Origin of the sequence: Corynebacterium sp. HMSC076G08, assembly GCF_001811515.1 — a bacterium.
GTDB lineage: Bacteria > Actinomycetota > Actinomycetes > Mycobacteriales > Mycobacteriaceae > Corynebacterium > Corynebacterium hiratae.
Genome location: NZ_KV805014.1, coordinates 40,847 through 63,468, shown reverse-complemented (window position 1 = coordinate 63,468; position 22,622 = coordinate 40,847). Strand labels below are relative to the sequence as shown.

General features: G+C 61.9%; 21 protein-coding genes. 13 read left to right on the top strand and 8 right to left on the bottom strand.

The genetic code is table 11. The annotated features are described in order from the left end of the window. The first annotated feature begins 34 nt into the window (after nucleotides 1–34). From HMPREF2806_RS02640 to HMPREF2806_RS02615, 6 genes are all read left to right on the top strand, one after another. Complete coding sequence (locus HMPREF2806_RS02640) at nucleotides 35–1,270, top strand: MFS transporter (protein WP_198531309.1); 1,236 nt, start codon at nucleotides 35–37, stop codon at nucleotides 1,268–1,270. 10 nt (nucleotides 1,271–1,280) lie between these two features. Continuing rightward, nucleotides 1,281–2,180, top strand: coding sequence for an exodeoxyribonuclease III (locus tag HMPREF2806_RS02635; protein ID WP_070516027.1), 900 nt, complete (start codon nucleotides 1,281–1,283; stop codon nucleotides 2,178–2,180). A 65-nt stretch (nucleotides 2,181–2,245) separates the two neighbouring features. After that, nucleotides 2,246–2,437, top strand: a complete 192-nt coding sequence (locus HMPREF2806_RS02630; RefSeq protein ID WP_049157254.1) for a hypothetical protein — start codon at nucleotides 2,246–2,248, stop codon at nucleotides 2,435–2,437. A gap of 48 nt (nucleotides 2,438–2,485) precedes the next feature. Continuing rightward, complete coding sequence (gene trpS, locus HMPREF2806_RS02625) at nucleotides 2,486–3,520, top strand: tryptophan--tRNA ligase (RefSeq protein ID WP_070511442.1); 1,035 nt, start codon at nucleotides 2,486–2,488, stop codon at nucleotides 3,518–3,520. Nucleotides 3,521–3,594: 74 nt separating this feature from the next. Beyond that, the gene (locus HMPREF2806_RS02620) at nucleotides 3,595–4,677 is read left to right on the top strand and encodes a YhjD/YihY/BrkB family envelope integrity protein (protein ID WP_049157256.1); all 1,083 of its coding nucleotides are present in this window, start codon (nucleotides 3,595–3,597) and stop codon (nucleotides 4,675–4,677) included. 4 nt (nucleotides 4,678–4,681) lie between these two features. After that, complete coding sequence (locus HMPREF2806_RS02615) at nucleotides 4,682–5,422, top strand: RDD family protein (RefSeq protein WP_070516025.1); 741 nt, start codon at nucleotides 4,682–4,684, stop codon at nucleotides 5,420–5,422. Here HMPREF2806_RS02615 and HMPREF2806_RS02610 read toward each other — a convergent pair. Continuing rightward, nucleotides 5,397–6,617, bottom strand: coding sequence for a D-alanyl-D-alanine carboxypeptidase family protein (locus HMPREF2806_RS02610; RefSeq protein WP_070511446.1), 1,221 nt, complete (start codon nucleotides 6,615–6,617; stop codon nucleotides 5,397–5,399). The two genes, HMPREF2806_RS02615 and HMPREF2806_RS02610, sit on opposite strands and share 26 nt — an antisense overlap. 39 nt (nucleotides 6,618–6,656) lie before the next feature. On the opposite strand from HMPREF2806_RS02610, the gene HMPREF2806_RS02605 reads away from it, so the two are divergent. Next, a complete protein-coding gene (locus tag HMPREF2806_RS02605; protein WP_083306490.1) occupies nucleotides 6,657–7,520 on the top strand; it encodes an amidohydrolase family protein in 864 nt (287 codons plus the stop codon). Between the two features lie 3 nt (nucleotides 7,521–7,523). On the opposite strand, the gene HMPREF2806_RS02600 is transcribed toward HMPREF2806_RS02605, so the two are convergent. From HMPREF2806_RS02600 to HMPREF2806_RS02590, 3 genes are read right to left on the bottom strand one after another with little or no spacing between them, the layout of a single operon-like run. Beyond that, on the bottom strand, nucleotides 7,524–8,762 hold the full coding sequence (locus tag HMPREF2806_RS02600) for a hypothetical protein (RefSeq protein WP_049157259.1): 1,239 nt from the start codon (nucleotides 8,760–8,762) through the stop codon (nucleotides 7,524–7,526). An 11-nt stretch (nucleotides 8,763–8,773) separates the two neighbouring features. Beyond that, nucleotides 8,774–9,637 carry a C40 family peptidase gene (locus HMPREF2806_RS02595; protein WP_070516020.1) on the bottom strand — a complete coding sequence of 288 codons (864 nt, stop codon included), beginning with the start codon at nucleotides 9,635–9,637 and terminating at the stop codon, nucleotides 8,774–8,776. Then, nucleotides 9,637–9,921, bottom strand: a complete 285-nt coding sequence (locus tag HMPREF2806_RS02590) for a hypothetical protein (RefSeq protein ID WP_046648364.1) — start codon at nucleotides 9,919–9,921, stop codon at nucleotides 9,637–9,639. Before HMPREF2806_RS02590 ends, HMPREF2806_RS02595 begins: the two co-directional genes overlap by 1 nt. Before the next feature lie 61 nt (nucleotides 9,922–9,982). Between HMPREF2806_RS02590 and upp the strand changes: the two genes are divergently transcribed. The 3 genes from upp (at nucleotide 9,983) to HMPREF2806_RS02575 (ending at nucleotide 13,415) form a co-directional block, all read left to right on the top strand. Then, nucleotides 9,983–10,618: a uracil phosphoribosyltransferase gene (gene upp, locus HMPREF2806_RS02585; RefSeq protein ID WP_046648363.1), complete on the top strand. Its 636-nt coding sequence runs from the start codon at nucleotides 9,983–9,985 to the stop codon at nucleotides 10,616–10,618. A 118-nt stretch (nucleotides 10,619–10,736) separates the two neighbouring features. Continuing rightward, nucleotides 10,737–11,918 carry an amidohydrolase gene (locus tag HMPREF2806_RS02580; RefSeq protein WP_070516018.1) on the top strand — a complete coding sequence of 394 codons (1,182 nt, stop codon included), beginning with the start codon at nucleotides 10,737–10,739 and terminating at the stop codon, nucleotides 11,916–11,918. A gap of 72 nt (nucleotides 11,919–11,990) precedes the next feature. After that, nucleotides 11,991–13,415, top strand: coding sequence for an NAD(P)H-quinone dehydrogenase (locus HMPREF2806_RS02575; RefSeq protein WP_070516015.1), 1,425 nt, complete (start codon nucleotides 11,991–11,993; stop codon nucleotides 13,413–13,415). Nucleotides 13,416–13,463: 48 nt separating this feature from the next. On the opposite strand, the gene HMPREF2806_RS02570 is transcribed toward HMPREF2806_RS02575, so the two are convergent. Both HMPREF2806_RS02570 and HMPREF2806_RS02565 read right to left on the bottom strand, forming a co-directional pair. Continuing rightward, entirely contained in the window at nucleotides 13,464–14,201 is a 738-nt protein-coding gene (locus HMPREF2806_RS02570; protein WP_070516013.1) for an Ltp family lipoprotein, read from the bottom strand. Between the two features lie 124 nt (nucleotides 14,202–14,325). Beyond that, nucleotides 14,326–15,633, bottom strand: coding sequence for a short-chain fatty acyl-CoA regulator family protein (locus HMPREF2806_RS02565; RefSeq protein ID WP_070511454.1), 1,308 nt, complete (start codon nucleotides 15,631–15,633; stop codon nucleotides 14,326–14,328). A 169-nt stretch (nucleotides 15,634–15,802) separates the two neighbouring features. On the opposite strand from HMPREF2806_RS02565, the gene prpD reads away from it, so the two are divergent. Genes prpD through HMPREF2806_RS02550 form a run of 3 tightly spaced genes read left to right on the top strand, consistent with a single transcriptional unit; the run spans nucleotide 15,803 to nucleotide 19,443 of the window. After that, on the top strand, nucleotides 15,803–17,314 hold the full coding sequence (gene prpD, locus HMPREF2806_RS02560; protein ID WP_049154344.1) for a 2-methylcitrate dehydratase PrpD: 1,512 nt from the start codon (nucleotides 15,803–15,805) through the stop codon (nucleotides 17,312–17,314). Next, nucleotides 17,315–18,247 (top strand): methylisocitrate lyase, encoded by a 933-nt coding sequence (gene prpB, locus HMPREF2806_RS02555; RefSeq protein ID WP_049154346.1) that lies wholly within the window; start codon nucleotides 17,315–17,317, stop codon nucleotides 18,245–18,247. Between the two features lie 47 nt (nucleotides 18,248–18,294). After that, nucleotides 18,295–19,443, top strand: coding sequence for a bifunctional 2-methylcitrate synthase/citrate synthase (locus tag HMPREF2806_RS02550; RefSeq protein WP_070516010.1), 1,149 nt, complete (start codon nucleotides 18,295–18,297; stop codon nucleotides 19,441–19,443). On the opposite strand, the gene HMPREF2806_RS02545 is transcribed toward HMPREF2806_RS02550, so the two are convergent. Both HMPREF2806_RS02545 and HMPREF2806_RS02540 read right to left on the bottom strand, forming a co-directional pair. Further along, a complete protein-coding gene (locus HMPREF2806_RS02545) occupies nucleotides 19,440–21,875 on the bottom strand; it encodes a hypothetical protein (RefSeq protein ID WP_070516008.1) in 2,436 nt (811 codons plus the stop codon). The genes HMPREF2806_RS02550 and HMPREF2806_RS02545 overlap by 4 nt on opposite strands. Next, nucleotides 21,865–22,551 (bottom strand): ABC transporter ATP-binding protein, encoded by a 687-nt coding sequence (locus tag HMPREF2806_RS02540; protein ID WP_070516005.1) that lies wholly within the window; start codon nucleotides 22,549–22,551, stop codon nucleotides 21,865–21,867. The genes HMPREF2806_RS02545 and HMPREF2806_RS02540 overlap by 11 nt, the downstream gene beginning before the upstream one ends. Between the last annotated feature and the right edge of the window lie 71 nt (nucleotides 22,552–22,622).

The window sequence follows — 22,622 nt, the reverse complement described above, 5'->3', positions numbered from 1 at the left end:
AGGGGAAGTACTAAGGTCTGCCCACGTGAAACCGATGAATACCCGTATCCAACGCCGCCCCGTCCCACGCCAGACGGAAATCTCCGCGACGCGCCGCATCATCGTCATGATCGCCATGGCGCTGGGTGCTTTCGCCATCGGTACCACGGAGTTCACCTCCATGGGCCTGCTGCCGCTCATCGCGGATGATTTCGGCATTACGGAAGACACGGCGTCGGTAGTCATCTCCGTCTACGCGCTCGGTGTCGTCGTGGGCGCCCCAGTCATCGCCGCACTTACAGGCAAGCTCCCACGCCGCCGCCTCATCATCCTGCTCATCGCCTTCTTGCTGGTGGGTAACCTGCTGACAGCCCTGGCCCCGAACTACGGCGTCCTGCTGGTGGCGCGCTTCATCGCGGGCCTGCCGCACGGCGCATACTTCTCCGTAGCTAATCTGGCAGCGGCATCGATGGCGCCGCCGGGCAAGCAAGGCTTTGCCATGTCGATGGTGGGCATGGGCCTTTCCGTTGCCACCGTGATCGGTGTACCGGCAGCCCAAGCCCTAGGCCAGGGACTGGGCTGGCATTCGGCCTACTACTTGGTCGTGGTCCTTGCGGCCTTAACGATGGTGCTGCTCTTTTTCCTCTTCCCGCACATGACGCGCATGCCGGAAACGGATATGTTCACCGAGCTCGGAGCGCTGAAAAACAGCCAGGTCCTACTCACCGTATTCCTTGGCACCGTTGGCTTCGGCGGCATGTTCGCCGTTTATACCTACATCACGTGGACCATGACGGACGTCGCCGGCATGGACCCGAGCCACACGTGGATTGTGCTCATGGCCTATGGCATCGGTATGACTGTCGGCAACGTCGCCGGCGGTGCGCTGGCGGACCGAAACCTGGAATTCGGCATCATCTTTGCTCTCATCTGCATGGTCGGTGTGTCCGTGGCCTTCTACTTCCTGGCTCACAACGCATGGGCGGGCACGATTGCCTTTGGTGTCTTGGCCTTCTTCGGCTCCATTCTCGTGCCTTCCTTGCAGCTGCGCCTGGTCAACGTGGCGGGGGATGCGCAGAGCCTCGCGGCGGCCTTGAACCAGTCGGCCCTTAATATCGCCAATGCGGCGGGCGCGGCCATCGGCGGCGCAGTCGTGGGCGCGGGCTACTCCTATAATTCCACCGCGCTGGCAGGTGCAGGCCTGGCGGTGGCCGGCTGCATCACCTGGGTCGTCACCATGTGGGACAAGCGCCGCCGGGGCCCTTCCGTGAAGATTATTGAACAGAGTTAGACTGACCGGCATGAGTTTCACCATCGCCTCCGTCAACGTCAACGGCATCCGCGCGGCCTGCAAACAGCGCAATGAGAACAACCCGGGGATGAACGCGTGGTTGGATACCACGCCGGCCGATGTCGTCCTCATGCAGGAGGTGCGCGCCAATCCCGAGCAGACCCAGAAGGCCCTGGCCCCGGCTCTGGAGGCCGGATGGAACCTGGTGCAGGCCGAATCCGCCGCCAAGGGCCGCGCGGGCGTGGGCATCTTATCGAAGCATGCGCTTGGCGACGTCTCCGTGGGCTTCGGCTCCTTCGCCGAATCCGGCCGCTTCATTGCCGCCACCGTGGAAGGCGTGCGCGTGGCCTCTTTGTATCTGCCCTCCGGCGACGTGGATTCGCCGAAGCAGGATGAGAAGTACCTCTTCTTGGATGAATTCTCTGAAGTTTTAGATGAGATGGCTGCGTCCTACCCGGAGGCCGTTATCGGCGGCGACTGGAATATTTGCCACCGCGCCCAGGACTTGAAGAACAACAAGCCCAACGAGAAGAAGTCCGGCCACCTGCCGGAGGAGCGCGCTTTCATGGATCGCGTCTTTGGCTCCTTCCCGGATGCGCAGCCGCAGGAGAAGAAGGGGCTCGGGGATTGGCTCGGCGTGGTGGATTATGAGACCAAGACCGCCTGGGAGGCGGCCGCGGACCCGCAGTGGTTTGACGTCGCCAGGCGCCTGCACCCGGAGGCTGAGGGGCCCTATACCTGGTGGACCTACCGCGGCCAGGCTTTCAATAACGACGCTGGGTGGCGCATCGATTATCAAGCGGCCACGAAGTCTATGCTGGAGCGCGCGCAGCGCACGTGGGTGGAGAAGGCGCCGACGGTGGAGGAGCGCTGGTCCGATCACTCTCCTCTTCTGGTGGAGTACAAGTAGCCGAATCCAAGTAGTGGTACGATAATCCCGTCTTAACGTCCTTTTCTATTTCGCAGGAGATGCTCATGACCCGCGCAATCATCTACTTTGTCCTCGGCGCTATTCTGCTTGCCCTGGGTATCTGGTGGTGGACCATCGTCGGACCGTCCTTTGCCTTCCTTGGCCCGATCGTCCTCCAGGGTGTTGGCGGCGCGTTCATGGTGGCCGGTTTCGCCGTCATGATGGACGTTATTAGCCCGACCTCCCGCAAGATTTAACCGACGCAGCGCCGCCCCAGCGGAGGCGGCAGAGTAGAGTAGTCAACCATGACTGACTCCACTTCTGCATCGACCTCCGCTTCTCGAGTCCTCTCTGGCATTCAGCCCACGGCGGACTCCTACCACCTCGGTAACTACCTCGGTGCGCTCAAGCAGTGGATTGACCTGCAAGACTCGCACGAGGCCTTTTACTTCATCCCGGACCTGCACGCCATCACGGTGGAGCAGAACCCGGAGGAGCTGCGCCACCGCACCGTGGCGGGCGCCGCGCAGCTCATCGCATTGGGCATCGATCCGGCGAAATCGACCCTCTTCGTACAATCCCACGTCCCCGCGCACGCGGAGCTGACGTGGGTTTTGCAGTGCCTGACCGGCTTCGGTGAGGCCTCCCGCATGACCCAGTTCAAGGACAAGTCCCTCAAGCAAGGCCAGGACCGCACGTCCGTGGGACTGTTTACCTACCCCGTTCTGATGGCCGCGGACATCCTCCTGTATTCCCCGCACTATGTGCCGGTGGGGGAGGACCAGCGCCAGCACCTCGAACTCACCCGCAACTTGGCGGAGCGCTTCAACAACAAGTACGGCGAGGTCTTCCGCGTGCCAGAGGCCTTCATTCCGGAGGGCTCAGCCAAGATTTATGACCTGCAGGAGCCGACGTCCAAGATGTCGAAGTCGGGCGCTAACCCGAAGGGCATCGTGAACCTGCTCGATGCTCCTAAGACCTCCGCTAAGCGCATTAAGTCCGCGGTGACCGATGACCTCGGCGTGGTGGCCTTCGACCGCGAGAAGCAGCCCGGCGTGTCCAACCTGCTGGCTATCCAGTCTGCGCTGACCGGTGAGAGCATCCCGAACCTCGTGGACAAGTACGCGGGCCAGGGCTATGGCCACCTGAAGGTGGACACAGCAGAAGCGCTGGAGGCCTTCACCACTCCGCTGAAGGCACGCTACGACGAGCTCATGGAAGACCGCGGCGAGCTCGAGCGCATCTTGGCCCAGGGCGCCGAGCGCGCCACGGAGATCGCCTCCCCGCTCGTGGACAAGGTCTACGAGGCGGTGGGCTTCCTCCCCGCGCGCCGCGGCTGAGTTGGTTAGCATGATGAAGACTGTGTAGAGGACTCTGTAACTTATTTCTGTATTTCATAAAAAGGGGAAAGCCTGTGGCGCCAACGACTCAACCCGATGAGAAGAAGACCGATGACTACGGCATCGAGCGTGCTAATGCCGATGAGCCGGGCGCGGTAGATAAAGTCCGCGAGAAGTCCGGTTTTATCGACCACATCATGAAGATGCTGGACCGCTACGGCAGCCAGGGCGGAAACCAGTTCGCGGCCGGAATTACGTATTTCTCGGTTCTGGCTATCTTCCCCATCTTCATGCTCACGGTGGCAGCCATCGCCACCGTGTTGGCCAATCGCCCCGATCTCATGCAGCAACTGGAGGAGCAGATCGCGAACTCCGTGTCTGGCGATCTGGGGGATTCGATTACGCAGATTCTGCATACCGCGATTGAACAGCGCGGCGCGATGTACGGCATCGGTGGCCTGACTACCCTGTGGTCCGGGCTGGGCTGGATGAACAACCTGCGCATTGGCATTTCGGCGATGTGGATGCAGGATCCGACTGACGCCCCGGGCAACTTTGTGACCAAGAAGCTCAGCGATCTGCTGGGGCTCATCGGCCTGCTCGTGGCCATGGTTATCGCCTTCGGCGTGACGGCGGCGGGTTCTTCCGGACTGACCCAAAAGATTTTCGAGTGGGTCGGTATTGAGTCTTTCCCTGGCATGGGCGCAGTGCTGGTTGTGGCCGGTATCGTCATCGGCCTTATCGCCAACTTCCTCGTCTTCTGGTGGATGGTGGCCTTCCTGCCGCGCACGAAGGTGCCCACCAAGTCGGGACTGATGGGCGCGGCCATTGGTGCGGTGCTCTTTGAGGTAATCAAGCAGCTGTCCACCGTCATCATGTCCTCCGCGGCGGGCAACCCGGCAGGCGCTGTGTTTGGCCCCGTCATTGTCCTCATGGTGGTCATGTACTTGGTCTGGCGCGTCGTGCTGTACGTCTCCGCATGGACGGCCACCACCGAGGAATCCCTCGAGCTGCTGGTGCCGCCCGTCCCAGACCAGGCTGTCATCCGCGTCCGCAACGAGATCCGCCAGGGCCCGAACCCGGGCGTGACCCTGGGCGCCGGTGCTGCCCTGGGTGCAGCCGCAGCTGGTGCCTGGGCCCTGCTGCGCCGAAAGTAGGCCGATGCTACCAGCGTCTTTTGCCCCGAACCTTTACGAGCACTTCAGCCTCGATTCACGCGCGACGTCCCGTGAGATCGGAGTGCAGCTGGCGGCTGCCGACGCTCACCTCGAAGGCATCGGCTACCTCCCCGAAGCCCCAGAGCGCGAGGAGCTTGCCGTTGCCTCCCGCATTCTATGCGAGCCTTCCTCCCGCGCCAGCTATGACCAAAAGGTCGAGTCCGGCGCCCAGCTCACGTGGGCGCAGCTGGAGGATTACGCGACTACCGGCCGGTGGGGTGAGAGCGCGCACGCCCCAACGCCAACTCCGCCCCGCGATGATGCGCGGCGCGCCTCTCCCGGCAACCGCGTGCTCATGGCCGTCATTGACTACTTTCTCGCGGCCCTCGTGGTGTCCTTCATCGTCGGCTTTGGCTTTACCAACCCGGATGATAATTCGGTGTGGATCGTCAGCATCTCCAGCATCTTCACGGTGGCTTACTACATCTGTTTCGAGGTCCTCGCCGGGGCAACACCTGCGAAGATGATTGCCGGGTATACCGTGCGCGATGTGACGACCCACGAGAAGCTCACCTGGCAGCAGAGCATCAGGCGCAACTGGTGGCGCGTGGCCTCCCTCGTGCCGCTCATTGGGCCGCTGATCGCCTTTTTTGGTGCCCTCTACGTGGTGACCACGATTGGGGCCAAGAACAATCTACGCGGCCAGCACGACATCATGGCTAACGCCGAAGTAGTGAAAAAGTAGCAACCACTACGACGAGGAGCGCGACGAGCCCCGCCACCATCCAGCCAATCCAGCCCTGCGAGCCTTCGAAGGACGAAGACTCCGCAGCCACCTCCGCGGTGGCGGGCGCAGCCGGGGTGGTGGGAGCCGGGCTCGTAACCGCAGACTCCGCGGGCTCTTCCTTTCCGGCTGCGAAGTCATCTAGGTGCCCGACGCCATCGCCGGCGCGGACGTCGGAGGCTTCGTCGAGAAGCATCTGCGCCTGCTCCCAGGCGCGGAACCCATGCTCGACGGTCGTATCGAGGAGAACCGCCTGGAGGCGGCGCCCATCGCGGTCGATAGCGCCGACGAAGGTATGGTGTGCGTCCTCGGTATAGCCCGTCTTGCCGCCGATGCCATCCGGGTCGTTGAGGAACAGCCCATTGTCGTTCCACAGCTCATAGCCGGGCATGTCACCCCAGCCAGGAAACTCCACGTGCTCGGTGTCGACGATGCGCGCGAAGGTGTCGTTGGCAAAAGCCGTGCGGTAAATCAGCGAGATATCCGCCGCGGACGTCGACATGCCTGCCGCGTCCAGCCCCGAGTAGCTCGCCGCTACCGTCGAGCGCGTGCCAATCTCCTGTGCCTTCGCATTGACCTTTGCCAATGCTTCATCGTCCCCGCCAACAGCCTGCGCGAGAGCGTGCGCGGCGTCGTTGCCGGAAGCCATGAGCAAACCCTGCAAAAGCTGCTCCACGGTGTAGACCCCATCGGGGCCGAGGCCGACAGCGGAGCCCTCGATGGAGGCGTCGTCAAGCGTGGCGGTGATGCGCTGGTCGAGGGGAAGCTCCTCGATGACCACGAGCGCTAACAGTGCTTTGATGATGGAGGCCGGGCGGTAGCGCCCATTGGGATCCTTCATGGCGATGATTTCGCCGGTGTCCAGGTCACTGACCATCCACGCCGACGCCACCACGTCCTTATTGACCCGAAAACCGCGCGGAGCGGTCACGCCGCACGCAGCACCCTCAACAGCGGGCAGGGGAGTGGGCGCGACTTGGCCGGGGGAGAGTCGCTCGGAGGTGGTGGTTGGCTCCTCGGGAACGAGGGAGTGCGGGCAAGAGTCGGTATCCGGCGCGGTGGTGCGCGTGGGCGACGTTGACTCTTCCTCCTCTGCGAACGCCGGCGGGGTGGCGGCTAGGGCGAGGGCAGTGAGGATCGCGGGGACATGTTTCATAGCGTGCTTAATCCTAGACCGCGTCCTAGGATGATCGTCATGCATGACGCACCTCTGATTAGCCCCGAAAATAAAGACTCCGGCGCCGAGATTTTCGTCGGCCTGCCCAAGGTGACTCTCTTCGCGCCGTTGCCCACGGATGCTTCCACCCCAGAGGAGCTCCGCGCGGCCACGCACGCTGTTGTGCAGGCGCTTGCCGACGACCACGTGGTCTACGCCGAGCTCCGCCTGCGCCCCAGCGTCTTCCCCTTCGACGCGGCCGAGGCCCTCGCCGCCGTGCAGGAAGGACTGGACGTTCCTGGAATCGATGCCCGGCTTATCGTCGAGGACGATGCCAGCGAGGCCGCGGTTGGCGTGGCGCTGACCGAGCTGTCCGCGGCTGAGAAGCTCCGCGCGGATTTCATCCCGTGGGAGCGCGATGTCGATTCTTATGAGGATGCCGTGGCTGCAGTGCAGGCGGGTGCCACGCGCTTGGTGCACGCTACTGATCTTGTCGATGACTTCAGCGCGGATCTCGACGGCGTTCGCCCAGGCAAGGCCTCTGCGTGGGTGCGGGATCGCCGCATCGCGCTGACCTTCGCGCCGCTGGAGGAGCTGCCCGCAGAGGAGTTGGCTGATCACCCTCTGCCGCTGCTGCAGCAGCTCGGCTTTACCTGCACGGTGGCGGGGGAGAAGCTCAGCGACGTCTTCTTGGCCCTGAGCGAGACCTTTGGCTATGGGCTGGAGGAGTTCTTCGACCTCACCATCAAGGCGATTGAGAACTCTTTTGCCAGCGAAGAGGACCGCCAGCGCCTCATCGAGCAGAAGATTCTGCCCGCGTACGAGGAGCTGGCGGATCCGGAATTCGCGGAGGACGCTTCCGAGACAGAAGAAGCGGAAGAAGAGACTGAGTCCTCCGACTAGAAACTAAAAGCGGGAGAAGCGCTTCGTCAGCATCTCCTCCAGGCCCTTCCAGGACTCCGCGTGCTCGGTGTAGGGCTTGGAGGGAACGTAGCCTGCGTGCTCGGTGGAGCCGAGCATGTAGCCCAGGTAGTCCTGGAATCGCGGGTTCTGCAGCATGTAGGAGTTGATGGAGTCATCCCCGGACCAGTCGGCAGCATCGGCGCAGACTTCGTAGCAGCGACCCATCTGATCCGTATCGACCGCCTCCGGGCCCTTCTCAATGTCACGCACGATGCCGTTGAAGTTGTACTGGTTATCCGGGTGAACCGTGACCTCCAGCTCACCGGCGTTCGCTGCGGCAACGACCTCCTCCCAGGTGGAGACCTTGGCCAAGTCGTGGTCGTCATTTTCCATGATCCAGCGCACGAGCACCTTGGAGCTGGGGAAGGTGAAGATCTCGCCCCACTTGCCCAGGAACACTGGCTTGCCGTCGAGGTAGGTGCGCAGGGTGTAGACAGTCCTTTGGTCGGCGGTGATCTTTACCGGGTCGATGCCTGCGGCTGCCCACGGGGAGCTGTCATAAGGATCTGCCGATTGTGCGGCGGCCTTGCGCTCTTCTTCGGCCTTTTTGCGTGCTTCCTCCGCCGCTTCGGTGGCGGAGGAAATGCGGGTGGCGGCGCTCGTGGTTGCATCCTGGGTGAAATCAGAAGAAGGAACGACCTTGACCACCTTGTCGAGGTCTTCGATCACTGCGCGCCAGTTGCTGTGGATAACGCGGCCCACGCCGGACCACTCGCTCATGCCCTGGTCGCCGGCGTAGTGATCTGCACCGCGGGCAGGGTTGCGCAGGATGGAGTGCGAAGCGAAGAAGATGACGGTGTGCTCGGCGCCGCTGACCTCTGCCAGCGAGTGCGCAATCTCCAAGCAACGCGCGACCGTGGAGACGTTCTCGTGGCTCGGGCGGCCAGCGAGGTACTTCGGCATGCCGACGAGGTCGTACACGTGCTTCTTTTCAGGAACCACGCGGTCCGCCGCTTGGGAGTTGAACACTTCCCACTTGGGGTGATCGAGCAAGTCATGCTTCGTCCCCGACTCGAGGAAGCACAGCATCTCGGCTTCCGTTTTAAAGAGCAGGACAGACTCGTCATCACCGAGAAAGGCCTGCCACTCGGAGCCGTTCTGGCGCCACTTTGGCGCCCATAGGGTATAAAAATCGCCCTCGGAAAGGGAGAGTTGGATAGGGACAATAGCGCGGGTGTTCATGGGGAAACAGTCTACCCTGTGGGCCTCCAGAAGCCTTTGAAAGCCATCCCCATGTTGTTGGTGCGCAATGGATTGGTTTGCACGGGGCTTCCGGCCTCCACCATCTGCCCGTCGCCGGAGTACATAGCCACGTGCCCATCCCACACGATGAGGTCACCGGGTTGCAGCTCCTCCGCGCTGACCTGTCGGCCCACGGTCTGGCTTTCAGCGGTGCGCGGCAGTTCCACGCCGGCCTGGCGCCAGGCCCATTGGGTGAGTCCTGAGCAGTCGAAACTACCGTTGCCGGTTCCGCCCCAGCCATAAGGAGTCCCCACCTGGGATAGCGCTGCTTGTGCTGCGGCCTGTCCCTGCGTGGTTGCCCCGTTCTCCGCCGCCGGGGCGACGAGCGCGTGGCGCGCCGTGCTTTCCTCCTGGGGGCCGCGCACCGAAGGTTGGACCGCGCGCTGGCCGATGGGAACGAGGGGAGCCGCCGCCTGCAGGAGTTCGCCGGCTAAGTGCTTCAAGCGCTGCAGTGCCTTGCCAACGTACTCCATAGCGAGAGCCTGCAAAGCTGAGCGTGCCGCGGCCTGTGCCGCCGGGTTCGGAATGAGCAGCCCCAGAGCTATAGGTAACCCGCGCTGGAGTAGCTCGAAGCCCAGTCCGATGAGTTCCCTGACGGCCGCTGAAATCAGCCCGCGCGCGGAAGCCAGAGCTGAGCGGGCCGTGGAAAGATCCTCAGTGGCTTGGCGGGCGGTGTCCAACAGCGCTCGCGGATCACCGTGCGCTATCTCCGCGAGGGGTCCCGCGGCAGTGAGATCGGGCACAGTGGGCAGGGAGACGTCGGGAAGCTGCGCCGGCTGCATCCGCGCAATCTGAGCTATCGCTGATTCCAACATCACAGACCTCCACACGCGCTCGCGAGGGCACTATCGGTCTCCTCGGCTTCCCGCGCCATGCGGAAGCTGGACTCTGCCACCGCCCCGGCATCGGCTCTGACCTGGGCAAGGCGTGCTGTGAGATTCTCCATGGCGGCGTTGAACGCACTGCTAAAGCCGTCCACGACCGGCTCTATCGGTAGCTCGGGAGAAGGAGCGGGAGAGGCCTGAGAGACAGCGGCAAGTTCGTGGGCTAAGCGGCGAGTGTGTTCAGTATCAATGGTGAAAGTATCGAAGCTAGTCATGCCTTATTAGACTTCACCGCCCGCTGATCGGTTCCCGACCAATTCTTATACAGTGAAGGACATGGATATCCACGTAGTAGACCACCCCCTCGCCACGTCCCGGCTGACCCTCATGCGCGATGCCCGCAGCGACAACGCCGCCTTCCGCGCTGCCTTGCGAGATCTGGGCACCATGCTTGTTTATGAGGCGGCGCGCGACCTGCCCGTTGAACACTTTGAGTGCGTCACACCCGTCGCCACGGCCGACGGTACTCGCCTGCAGGATCCGCCGATCATCGTGCCCATTATCCGCGCTGGCCTGGGCATGATTGATCCGGCACTGTCCATGATCCCGGATGCCCAGGTGGGCTTCATTGGCATGGCGCGCGATGAAGAAACCCACGAGCCGGTGCCTTACCTGGAAGCCCTGCCGGAGGATCTCAGCGGTCGGAGTGTCTTCGTGGTTGATCCAATGCTGGCCACGGGTGGTTCCCTCCTGCACTCCCTGAAGCTCCTGGCAGATCGCGGCGCTACCGACATCACGGCAATCTGCATGGTCTCCGCGCAGCCGGGCGTTGATGCGCTGGCCAACTCGGGGCTGCCAGTCCGCTTGGTCACCGCAGCGATTGATCCCTCCCTCAACGAGGACGCCTACATCGTCCCGGGCCTTGGCGATGCCGGCGATCGCCTTTACGGTCCCCGCAATATCGACCTGTAGCGAAACCGTCGGGCAGGACAGACCGCTCAGTATATCTGGCGCGTGACCTGCCCGACTAACTGAACCGCATGGTCTAGTTGTAGACTCTTCCCAGTAGGAAACCACGGAGGAGGAAGCAGTGATCTCGGACTACGTCAGTGAGTGGTTCAGCAACCACCGCGCGGAGGTCATCGCGTGGCGCCGCCATATTCACCGCCACCCGGAGACTTCCAATAATGAGGTGGAAACCACCCGCTTCCTGTCCCGCACCCTGCGTGAGTACGGCTTGGAGCCGCATCTTTTCCCCGAGACCGGCCTCATGGTGGATATTGGCCCCGATACGGAACTTGGGCGCTTGGCCTTCCGCGCCGACATCGACGCGCTTCCTGTCACCGAGGTCACCGGCCTCGAATACACCTCCGAGGTGCCCGGCGTCATGCATGCGTGTGGGCACGACATGCACACCACCATCGCCCTTGCTACGGCCTGCGCCTTGGCGGACCTCAACCGCGAGCACCCACTGGACTTCGGCGTCCGCGTCATCTTCCAGCCCGCTGAAGAGGTGTGGGTGGGCGGTGCCACCGACGTCATTGAATGGGGTGCGCTCGACGGGGTGAACTCTATCTTTGCCGTCCACGTGGAACCGAAGCTGCGCGTCGGGCGCATCGGCGTTCGCGCCGGGGCGATCACCTCGGCCACCGATGTCGTGGAAATCAACGTCTCCGGCCCGGGCGGGCACACGTCACGCCCGCACTTGTCGGCAGACGTCGTCTATGCGCTGGGCAAGCTGCTGACGGACCTGCCAGGTTTGCTTTCGCGCCGCGTCGATCCGCGCACCGGCACCGTTTTGGTGTTTGGCCAGGTGAATTCGGGTTATGCCCCGAACGCGATTCCCGAGACCGGTTCTGTGTCTGGCACTATGCGCACGGCAGACATTGGCATTTGGCGTGACATGCAGCAGCTCTTCTCTGAGCTCGTCGAGCAGGTCCTCGCTCCCTTGGGGGTCGAGCACGAGTTGGTCTATCACCGTGGGGTTCCGCCCGTGCTTAACGACGACGTCTCTACCGCCCTCCTCGCCAGCGCTGCCCAGGCCATTGACCCGCAAGCCGTGGTTCAGGCCCCACAATCCTCCGGCGGCGAGGATTTCTCGTGGTACCTAGAAAAGGTGCCCGGCTCCATGGCTCGCCTTGGCTGCTGGTCCGGTGAAGGTGAACAGCATGATCTCCACATGGGCGATTTGGCGCCTGATGAGCGGGCTATCCGCGTGGGTGTCAAACTCTTTGGCTCCGTAGCAGAACAGTTTGCCAACGTGGAGGATTAAGCGCCTAAGCACTACACTGTGACAAGGATTTCCCAGAGTTCTTATAGGCAGAATTTTAAAAAAGGAGCGACAGTGTCACAGGAAGCCCCCCGCATCGTAATTATCGGCGGTGGCCCCGCAGGCTACGAGGCTGCGACCGCCGGCGCCAAGTACGGCGCGCACATTACGTTGGTTGAGGAACAGGGCCCGGGTGGCTCCTCCGTTCTCTTGGACTGCGTGCCCTCGAAGTCTTTCATCGCTGGCGCCAACATTCGCACCGACTTCCGCCGCGCGGATGATATGGGTCTGAACCACCAGCTCGGCTCGCTGCAGCTGAGCCTGGAGGCCCTCAACGGCCGCGTGCAGGCGCTGGCTGCTAACCAGTCCCGTGACGTCCGTGCGGGCCTAGAGAAGATCGGCGTCAAGGTCATCGATGGGCGCGCTGCCTTCTCCGAGGATCAGCACGGTGTGAAGGGGGCAGCGCACAAGATCGACGTCACCCACAAGGATGGCACCACTGAGACCCTCGACGCGGACCTCGTCCTCGTTGCTACCGGTGCCACCCCGCGCATCCTGCCGGGCGCGCAGCCGGACGGCGAGCGCATCCTCACCTGGCAGCAGGTCTATGACCTCAAGGAGGAGCCGGAGCACCTCATCGTGGTGGGCTCCGGTGTGACCGGTGCGGAGTTCGTTTCTGCTTTCGCGGAGATGGGCGTGCGCGTGACCATGGTGGCGTCCCGCGACCGCATTCTGCCGCACGATGACGCCGACGCTGCCGACGTCCTCGAGACCGTGTTGGCTGAGCGCGGCGTGGAGCTGGAGAAGAACTGCCGCGTGGAGACGGTCTCCCGTACAGAAGACGGCAACGTCGTGGTCAAAACCCAGGATGGCCGCGAGATCCACGGCTCCCACGTCATCATGTCCATCGGTTCTATCCCGAATACCAAGAACCTCGGCTTGGAGCACGTTGGTGTGGCCACCACGCCGTCCGGTCACATTGAGGTTGACCGCGTCTCCCGCACCAACGTGGCCGGCATCTATGCCGCCGGCGATTGCTCCGATCTGTTCCCGCTGGCTTCCGTTGCGGCAATGCAGGGCCGCATCGCCATGTACCACTCCCTGGGTGAGGGGGTGTCCCCGCTGCGCTTGAAGACCGTGGCAACCGCCGTGTTTACCCGCCCGGAGATCGCTGCCGTGGGCTTTACCCAGGCGGAGATTGAGGCCGGTGAGGTCGCCGCCCGCACCATCATGATGCCGCTGAACACCAACCCACGTGCCAAGATGCGCTCCCTGCAGCATGGCTTCGTTAAGCTCTTCTGCCGCGCTACCTCCGGCCGTGTCATCGGCGGCGTTATCGTCGCGCCGACTGCCTCCGAGCTCATCCTTCCCATCGCCGTGGCGGTGACCAACCAGCTCACGGTGAACCAGCTGGCGGATTCCTTCGCGGTCTACCCGTCCCTGTCCGGCACGATCACGGAGGCGGCCCGCCGCCTTGTCGCCCACGACGACCTTGAATAACGACCGCGAGTAAATCAGACCCGGGTCTGATTTAGCTTCGGCTCGGATTTATAAGCCCAGTGTGCTCACGGCATGCTGGGCTTCTTCCATGGTGAACTTCTCGCCGTACTCGCTGGTGAGCTGATCGAGCAGCGCCGGGCCGGACATCGGCATCATCTCCTGGTAGTTTTCCGCTGCCTCGACGGCTTCGGCCATCCAATCAGCATTTACCGTGTCGACGGCGTACTGCGCCTGTTCCGGTGTGAACTTCTCTCCGTACTCGGAGGTCAGCTGGTCATAGAGCTTGGCCTTGGAAAAAGCGGCGAAGTCCACGTAGTGTTCGGCGGACTCGAGAGCCTCGGCGTTCCAGTCCACATCGAGCTGATCCATGGCGTATTGCGCCGCCTCCGGGGAGAATTGCGAGCCGTATTCGCTCGTGAGCTGGTCATAGAGCTTAGCCTCGGAGAAGGCGGAAAAGTCCACATAGCGCTTCGCCGCGCGCAGAGCATTCTTGTGTTCCGTGGGCACGGCGTTGTCATCGCTGCCAGTATCGCCTGCGGCGGACTCCACGTCAGCTGCGGCGTTGTTGATATCGACGGCCGTGATGCTTGTGCTTGGCTCCGGTGCGGCGGTGTTGGCTGGGTCATCGCCGTCAGAACCCGCATTGAGTGCGGCGCTGCCGAGCACCAATACCGCGATTGCACCCGCGCCCCACTTGAGGCAGCCGCCTTTCTTCTTTTTCTTCGGTGCTGCCTGCTCTGGGGTTGGCTCCGGGGAGAACTGGGGAGCTGCATAAGGGTTGGACATGAGAGAGAACCTCCTGCGTAGGTGAGTGAAGAGAACTCGGCGTGGTGCCGAACAAGGTTCATCATGGCAGGCGCTGCGGACATGGCCGTGGCGGGTTCGAATGCGTAAGCGAAAGGTATGAAAACTACGAGGTGGCGTATGCCGTCACCGGCGTGGCATTGAGGTCGAGGCTGACGGGCCGGCCCGCCTGTGGGAAAGCACGCTGTGGGCACGCCGGGCGCGGGCACGCGGCGCAGCCGGGGCCGATGGGGGTCGCCTCGGAAGGGGAGAGGTTGAGCGCGTCCGCGTAGACCACGCGATCCGCTTGTGCGATATCGCAGCCTAAACCCACGACGAATTCCTTGCGAGGCGTGCCCCAGGCTTGGGCCTGGCCTTGGACGAAGCGCGCAATCCACAGGTAGGTGTGGTCGTCGGGCATCGAGGCCACCTGGCGCGTGATGCGGTTGGGTGTTTCAAACGCGCGGTGTACCACCCACAACGGGCAGGAGCCGCCGCTGCGGGCGAAGTGAAAAGCGGTGGAGGACTGGCGCTTGGAGATATTGCCTGCGCGGTCGGTGCGGATGAAGGAGAAGGGAACACCTTGGTGGCCGGGTCGCTGTAGCGTCGCCAAGCGCTGCGCGGTGGTTTCGAAACCAGTGCCAAAGGCCGTCGCGATGACGTCGATGTCATAGCGCGTTTCCTCCGCGGTGGCGAGGAATTGGGTATAAGGCATGGTCACGGCGGCGGCAAAGTACTGCGCGAGGCCCAGAGTGCCAATGGTCTGCGCTTCCTCGCCGGGTAATTCGGCGACGAGTTCCGCGCAGTGCTCCGGGTAGGCCAGCAGGCAGTACTGGAGCGCCATCTCAAAAACCAGCTGGGATTCCGTAAGGCCCGCGCGCAGGTGCAGCTCCCGGTTGTGGAAGGTGCGTCGGCGCGGGGACGAGGAGGAAAATCGCGTCGTAACGCCGAACTCATCTTGCAGGACGGAAGCCAAGCGCCCGCGGCGCAGAACTCGGTCCCCGAGCGAATCGGAAAGCTCCTCGGCAGCGATGTCGAGACTGTGGACGTAGTTGTGCGCGTCGTAAAAGAAGTCGCGGACCGCTTCGAAGGGGCCGGGTTCGGCGGGGGTGTGCGCGGCGGCGTCGACAAGCCGGGGCAGAAGTTCGGGGAAGCGCCCGCTGAGATCGGTAAGAGTTGCCTCAGATGCTTCGGGGAAGAGTTGGCGCAGCTCGGCGAGCGCACGCAGGTCACGGTCCCCAGCGAAGTAGGTGGCATCAACGCCGAAGCGTTGGGTCAGCTGCATGAGGACGGTGACGGTGAGCGGGCGCTGGTCATTTTCCAACTGATTGAGATAGCTGGTGGATAGCCCCAGCTGCTTCGCCATGGCGGCTTGCGTGAGGTGGCGTTCCTTGCGTAATGCGTGGATTCTCGCCCCCGCGTAGTGCTTGGTCACCGTCTGTTTCCTCCTAAAAAGCCTTCCTGCCTGGGGATTCCACAAGTTTTGCAAGTAACGCAAATCCCTGCAACAGATAGTCACAGTTTACACATGTGGCAGGGCGCACGGGCTGAGGTTAGTGTGATGCCTATCGCAATCGTTGTTCTTGTTCAGGAGGAGAACCCCTTTGATTAACCACGAAGTACGTACCCACAAGTCCGCCGAGAACTTCCCCATCGAAGAGCACCTCGCCTACAAGATCGCCAAGGTAGCCGCCGATCCCGTCGAGGTTCCGGCCGAGACCACCGAGATGATCATCAACCGCATCATCGATAACGCCTCCGTGGCCGTCGCTTCCGCCACCCGCCGCCCGGTTACCTCCGCCCGCGTTATTGCGCAGGCCCACCCGGTGCAGGAAGGCGGCGCCACCATCTTCGGCGTGGACGGCGCATACTCCGCCGAGTGGGCAGCCCTAGCCAACGGCACTGCCGTGCGCGAGCTGGACTACCACGACACCTTCCTCGCCGCCGATTACTCCCACCCGGGCGATAACATCCCGCCGATTCTGGCCGTGGCACAGCACAAGGGCCTGACCGGCAAGGACCTCATCCGCGGCCTGGCTACCGGCTATGAAATCCAGGTCAACCTGGTTAAGGGCATCTGCCTCCACGAGTGGAAGATCGACCACGTGGCGCACCTCGGCCCCTCCGTCGCCGCGGGCCTCGGCACCATGCTGAAACTCGACGTCGAGACCATCTACCAGGCCATCGGCCAGGCGCTACACACCACCACCGCTACCCGCCAGTCCCGCAAGGGTCTCATTTCCTCTTGGAAGGCTTATGCACCGGCCTTTGCCGGCAAGATGGGCATCGAGGCAGTGGATCGCTCCATGCGTGGCGAGGGCGCCCCAGCCCCGATTTGGGAAGGTGAGGACGGCTTTATCGCCTGGATGCTCCACTCCCCGGAGCGCACCTACACCGTCCCCCTTCCGGGGGACGGGGAGCCCAAGCGCGCCATCCTGGACACCTACACCAAGGAGCACTCCGCGGAGTACCAGGCGCAGGCCCCGATCGATATGGCCTTTGCACTTAAGAAGACGCTCGCGGAGAAGGGACTGAAGACCGAGGACATCGAGTCCATCGTCCTGCACACCTCGCACCACACCCACTACGTCATCGGTACCGGCGCCAACGACCCACAGAAGATGGACCCGAACGCCTCCCGCGAGACCCTGGATCACTCCATCATGTACATCTTCGCCGTGGCCCTCCAAGACGGCGAGTGGGACTACGAGACCTCCTACGCCGACGAGCGCAAGCACCGCCAGGACACCATCGACCTGTGGCACAAGATCTCCACCGTCGAGGACCCGGAGTGGACTCGCCGCTACCACTCCAACGACCTGGATGAGAAGGCTTTCGGCGGCAAGGCCGTCATCACCTTCAAGGACGGCACCGTGATTGAGGATGAGCGCGCGGTGGCCGACGCCCACCCGCTCGGCGCCCGCCCCTTTGGCCGCGAGGAATACATCAACAAGTTCAAGAAGCTCGCCGCCGGCAAGGTCTCGGAGGAGGAGCAGGAGCGCTTCCTCGCTGCCGCCCAGAACCTGGAGAACCTCACCGACCTCAACGAGCTCAACGTTCGCCTCACCGACGAGGCCATCGCTACCGCACCCGAGACCCCGAAGGGACTGTTCTAAATGGCTGGCCTATTTGGCTCCACTATCAGCAATGCCGACAAGCGCAAGAGCTTCCGCGAGGCGCTGAACGCACCGGAAATCACCACGCTGCCGGGCGCTTTCAATCCTTTGACCGCGCGGCTCATCCAGGACATCGGCGGCTTCGGCGGCGTCTACGTCTCCGGCGCGGTGCTGGCCAATGACTTGGGCCTGCCGGATATTGGCCTGACCACGCTCACGGAGGTAGCGCAGCGCGCCGGGCACATCGCCCGCGCCACGGACCTGCCGGTGCTTGTCGACGCCGACACCGGCTTCGGCGAACCGATGTCCGCCGCCCGTACCGTCGCCGCGCTGGAGGACGCCGGCTTGGCTGGCTGCCACCTGGAAGACCAGGTCAACCCGAAGCGCTGCGGCCATCTCGATGGCAAGGAAGTGGTGCCGACGGATCTCATGGTTCGCCGCATCACCGCTGCCGTCAACGAGCGCCGCGATGAGAATTTCATCATCTGTGCGCGTACCGATGCCGCCGGCATCCACGGCATCGATGAGGCCATCGAGCGCGCCAAGGCCTACGCCGACGCCGGCGCGGACCTCATCTTCACCGAGGCCCTCTACTCGCCGGAGGACTTCGAAAAGTTCCGTGCCGCCGTGGACACCCCGCTGCTGGCCAACATGACGGAGTTCGGCAAGACCGAGCTGCTTTCCGCCAAGCGCATCGAAGACTTGGGTTATAACGCCGTCATCTGGCCGGTATCCACCCTGCGCGTGGCCATGGGTGCTACCGAAGAATTCCTCCGCGACATGCAGGAAACCGGCCTGCAATCCGAGGAATGGCTCGACCGCATGCAGCACCGCTCCCGCCTCTACGAGCTGGTGCGCTACGACGAGTACAACGCCTTCGATCAGAGCGTGTTCACGTACTCCAAGGACAGCTACAAGCCCACCTTTGACTAAACCCACCTCCCAGAACTCACACCAACCCGCACTTAAGGAGAAACACCATGTCTGAAACCCCAGAGATCCGCAAGGGCCTGTACGGCGTTGTCGTCGACGAGACCGCCGTGTCCAAGGTTGTCCCGGAGACCAACTCCCTGACCTACCGCGGCTACCCGGTTCAGGAGCTGGCCCGCTACTGCTCCTTCGAGGAAGTTGCTTACCTGCTGTGGAACGGCGAGCTGCCGACCCAGGATGAGCTGGTCCGCTTCTCCGCTCGTGAGAAGGCGCTGCGCCACCTGGACCGCCACCTCATCGACCTGATCACCTCCATGCCGAAGTCCTGCCACCCGATGGACGTTCTGCGCACCGCAGTCTCCTTCATCGGTTCCCAGGACCCGGAGGAGTACACCAAGGATTCCGAGCACATCCGCCGCACCGCCCTGGAGCTCATGGCGAAGCTGCCGACCATCGTCGCGCTCGATATCCGCCGTCGCCGCGGTGAGGGCTACATTGAGCCTTCCCGCAAGAAGGGCTTTGCGGAGAACTTCCTGTGGATGGTCTTTGGCGAAGAGGACGGCTCGCCGGCCCTGTCGCGCTCCGATATCGAGGCCTTTGATAAGTCCCTCATCCTCTACGCGGAGCACTCCTTCAACGCTTCCACCTTCGCGGCCCGCGTGGTGACCTCGACGATGTCCGATACCTACTCCGCTGTTACCGCCGCCATCGGCGCCCTGAAGGGCCCGCTGCACGGTGGCGCTAACGAGGCCGTGATGAAGAACTTCCTCGAGGTTGGTGACCCGGCCAAGGCGGAGGAGTGGACGCTCAACAAGCTCAAGAACAAGGAGCTCGTCATGGGCTTCGGTCACCGTGTGTACAAGAACGGTGACTCCCGTGTTCCGACCATGGAGGCTGCCTTCCGCGAGCTGGCCAAGGACCACGGTCAGGAGCAGTGGGTGGAGATGTACGAGAACATGGCGAAGACCATGTACGAGAACACCTCCATTAAGATTCAGCCGAACCTGGACTTCCCGGCTGGTCCCGCGTACCACATCCTGGGCTTCGACATCGAGTTCTTCACCCCGATCTTCGTGATGGCCCGCATCACCGGCTGGACCGCACACATCGTGGAGCAGAACGAGAACAACTCCCTCATCCGCCCGCTGTCTGCCTACAACGGCAAGGAGCAGCGCTCCGTTCCGCCGAAGCAGATTTAATTAGCGGTTGCGCTTGACGCTGGGCGCTGCACGTAGCGAAGGCATGTCATGCCAACGCCGCTTGCAGCGCCCAGTGTTATTGCGCCTGCGGCAACAAGAAGAGCCTTCCAATCGATGGCGAATGTGAGGCCATCTCCCATTGCGTAAACCATTCCGGCGAGTGGGAGGATTCCAGCGAGACAGCCAGAAATGATCGCAACACATGTCAGTGTGGCCGTCGTGAGTACAACGATTCTTAGGTGCCAGGAAGAATCGAGGCCTAGTACTTTGAAGGTGGTCTCGATTGCTTCGGTAGCGCGAGCAAGTTGCCGCGAGAAAACAAAGGTTACGGCTAACGCGCTGAGCAGCGCGGCTGCCAAACTGATATAGAATGCCCGCGGTGTCGAAGAGGTTTGAATCAGCGGCAGTAGTACGAGCTCGTGGGGGATATGGGCTTGTGCAGCGCTATCAAGAAAGCGCTTTTCTTGGTCTTCCTGGAGACCCGTAAAGACCCATTGTGTACTACCTGCCGGTGCATCTAGTTTTTGCGCCGTGGATGCGAGGATAAATCCTCCAGCTAGCTTCTCCCAGTGTGGCCCGAAGTCCATACTCAGTGCTGAAAGTGATGAGTGGCCTGAATTCTTGCTTGTGCTGATTGAAACGTGGTCTTGGTCGATGAATCTGTGATCGCGGACTAATGCCCCAGTCTTAAGGACTTCTTTTTCTGAGGCAGTAAGCTCTCGGTCTAAGAGTTGCTCTACGTCATGAACGGATTCGACGCTCAGTACGCCAAAGGTCCCCGACATCTCCGTGGGCATGTCCAGTGTGGCTTGGACATAAGAAACACGAACTGGGGCGGGCACCCCCAACACAGTGGCTACGTGCTGGACGGATTCGGCACGCGTGGAAAGCCCGCTATCTGTCTTCTCTAAAATGTGTGCCTGGTTTGGGGCGATCGTTGACGTCAAACTGTCATTCTCACTGGCTGTGAAGCTGGCTGACATCGAACTGCTAAACACGGCGGTTCCCATGCACAGGACCAACAACGTCAGACCCGTGCCAATAAGCTGCCGGTGCTTCTCTGCAAATCTCAGGGCCACGCCTGTTGGAGTGTAGGGCCGGCTGGTTCGCGGACAGCGGGCGAGAAAAAGAGAAAAGACGATGCACAATGCCACGGTTGGCAATGGCGCCCAGGTTTCGAACACGTCTGGCCCCAGCAGTGCTGAAGCGACCGTAAAGAGTGCGGCCACAAGGACTATAGCAATAGCACTCCAACGCAAGAATGATGCCGATAGGGCCGGCAGCGGGATATCTTTCCAGAACGGATGCGGCTGGGTCGACGGCGCGGTGGCAATACCGCCAATCAGGAGTGCTGCTAGCGAGCTAGCGAGAAGAAGCACTAACCATTTCCACGGAATGAGGACTCCAGGATCAGGCAACCCTGCAAGTCCAGAAATGAAAGGGCGCGCACATTGCGCCAGGCCTGCACCTACAACGAGGCCTAAGACGGAGTACATCAGGGCTGAACGAAGCAGGGTGGATGTGCTGGACTTCCACAACAGGAAGGGGGAGATTCCTAGCTCGAAGAACCGCCGGTTCAACGGGTGAAGAACTAGGTACGTGACTCGCCACAAAAAGAAGATCAAAGCACACGGTATGACAACGGCAAACAGGCCGAAGAAGAAGGAATAGCTATCGGCGAATCCTGAAGGCGGCGTTGCGAGCAAGCTTTCTCGGGTGAGGAGCGAGGTCGAGAAAGCGTCGTCAAGCGCGGCGTGATCGACGAGGTCTGCATCCCCGATCTGACTCCTAATGAACTCGGTGAGGGCTGCAGGAGTCTTTCCTTCGGAACCGAAAACAATCGGCCGGACCGAAGCGGAGGTCATGGAATAAGCGTCGGCGTCGATGGTGTTCCATGTTCCCGATGCGCCGTACACCGCTTTCTCCTGGCTGTGGAAGGAATTCGATACAACGCCAACGATGCGGAGCGGTAGAGTGCCGTTGAATGCAGTTGTGTGCTCTCCGACGTTGAGGTTCACGTCTTCGGTGACTACTACCTCGCCAGGATCACTAGGCCACTGGCCCTGAACCAATGCCAACCCAAAATCGGGAGCTTGCTCTTCCCAGTGAGACTCCTTGTAGACAAGGGAAGTGGAAGGATTGCTATCGACATAGAGATCGTAAGTCTCGAGTTGGGTAGTAAAGCCCCTCTCGGGGGAATCAAGTTGCGGCAGCGTCTGTTCAACCACGCCCGCCCGCGTGTACACAGGCACGTCCACCCGCACGGCGTTGTTTCCCAATTCTGACTGCGCCTTTTGCTGCGGGGACAACGTCATGAAGAGATCGGCCGAGACAGCAAATGCGAAAAGTCCTAAGCACACTGCGATTGCTGCTGCGCCGAAACGATACCGTTTCGATGAATGCACGACTTTCGTGATTAGTTCATTGAGCATGCGGGGCTGCTTTCCCAAGCTGGCCGTCGATCAGCGTGTAGGCCGTGCCGCAATAGTCCAGCATGATGGGATCGTGGCTGGTCGCTATCACGGTTGTGCCGGTTGATGCGAGCTTTTTGAATAGTTGAAAAATGCTATGGGAGTTCTCGGAATCGAGCGCAGCGGACGGCTCATCAGCCAAGAGAATTCGTCGGTTCCCGGAGAGCGCTCGGGCGATTCCTACTCTTTGGCACTGGCCGCGCGACATCTCTGCGGGAAATCGTTGAGCGAGTCCTGCAAGTCCTACTTGGGCTAATGCCTCGGAAGCCTTATCGTGCGCCGTCGTCTCATCGACACCCGCTGCGGCAAGCACAAGCATGACATTTTCGAGCGCGGTGAGTTCATTCATTAATAGGTCGTCTTGGTGGACGAAGCCGATTGTGTTGCGGCGCAAGGCAAGTAGTTCCTTGGGATCAGCGGTGGATACACAGGTATCGAAGACCGAGATTGAGCCCTCATCAGTGGGGAGAAGCCCCGCGATCGCGCGCAGGAGAGTGGTTTTACCGGAGCCGCTCTTTCCTGAAATCCCGAGAAACTCACCTTCATCAACCTCTAGGCTTGTGCCTTTGAGAACATGCGTGCGCTGGGCGCCCTCGCCCAAATACTTGTGGACCCTAGATATGGTGACTGAGTTCATGTGCTCGTTTCTATCTTCACCGTGAGGCCTTTGGGATGAAAGATGAAGTTGGTTGTTATGAACCTGATTGA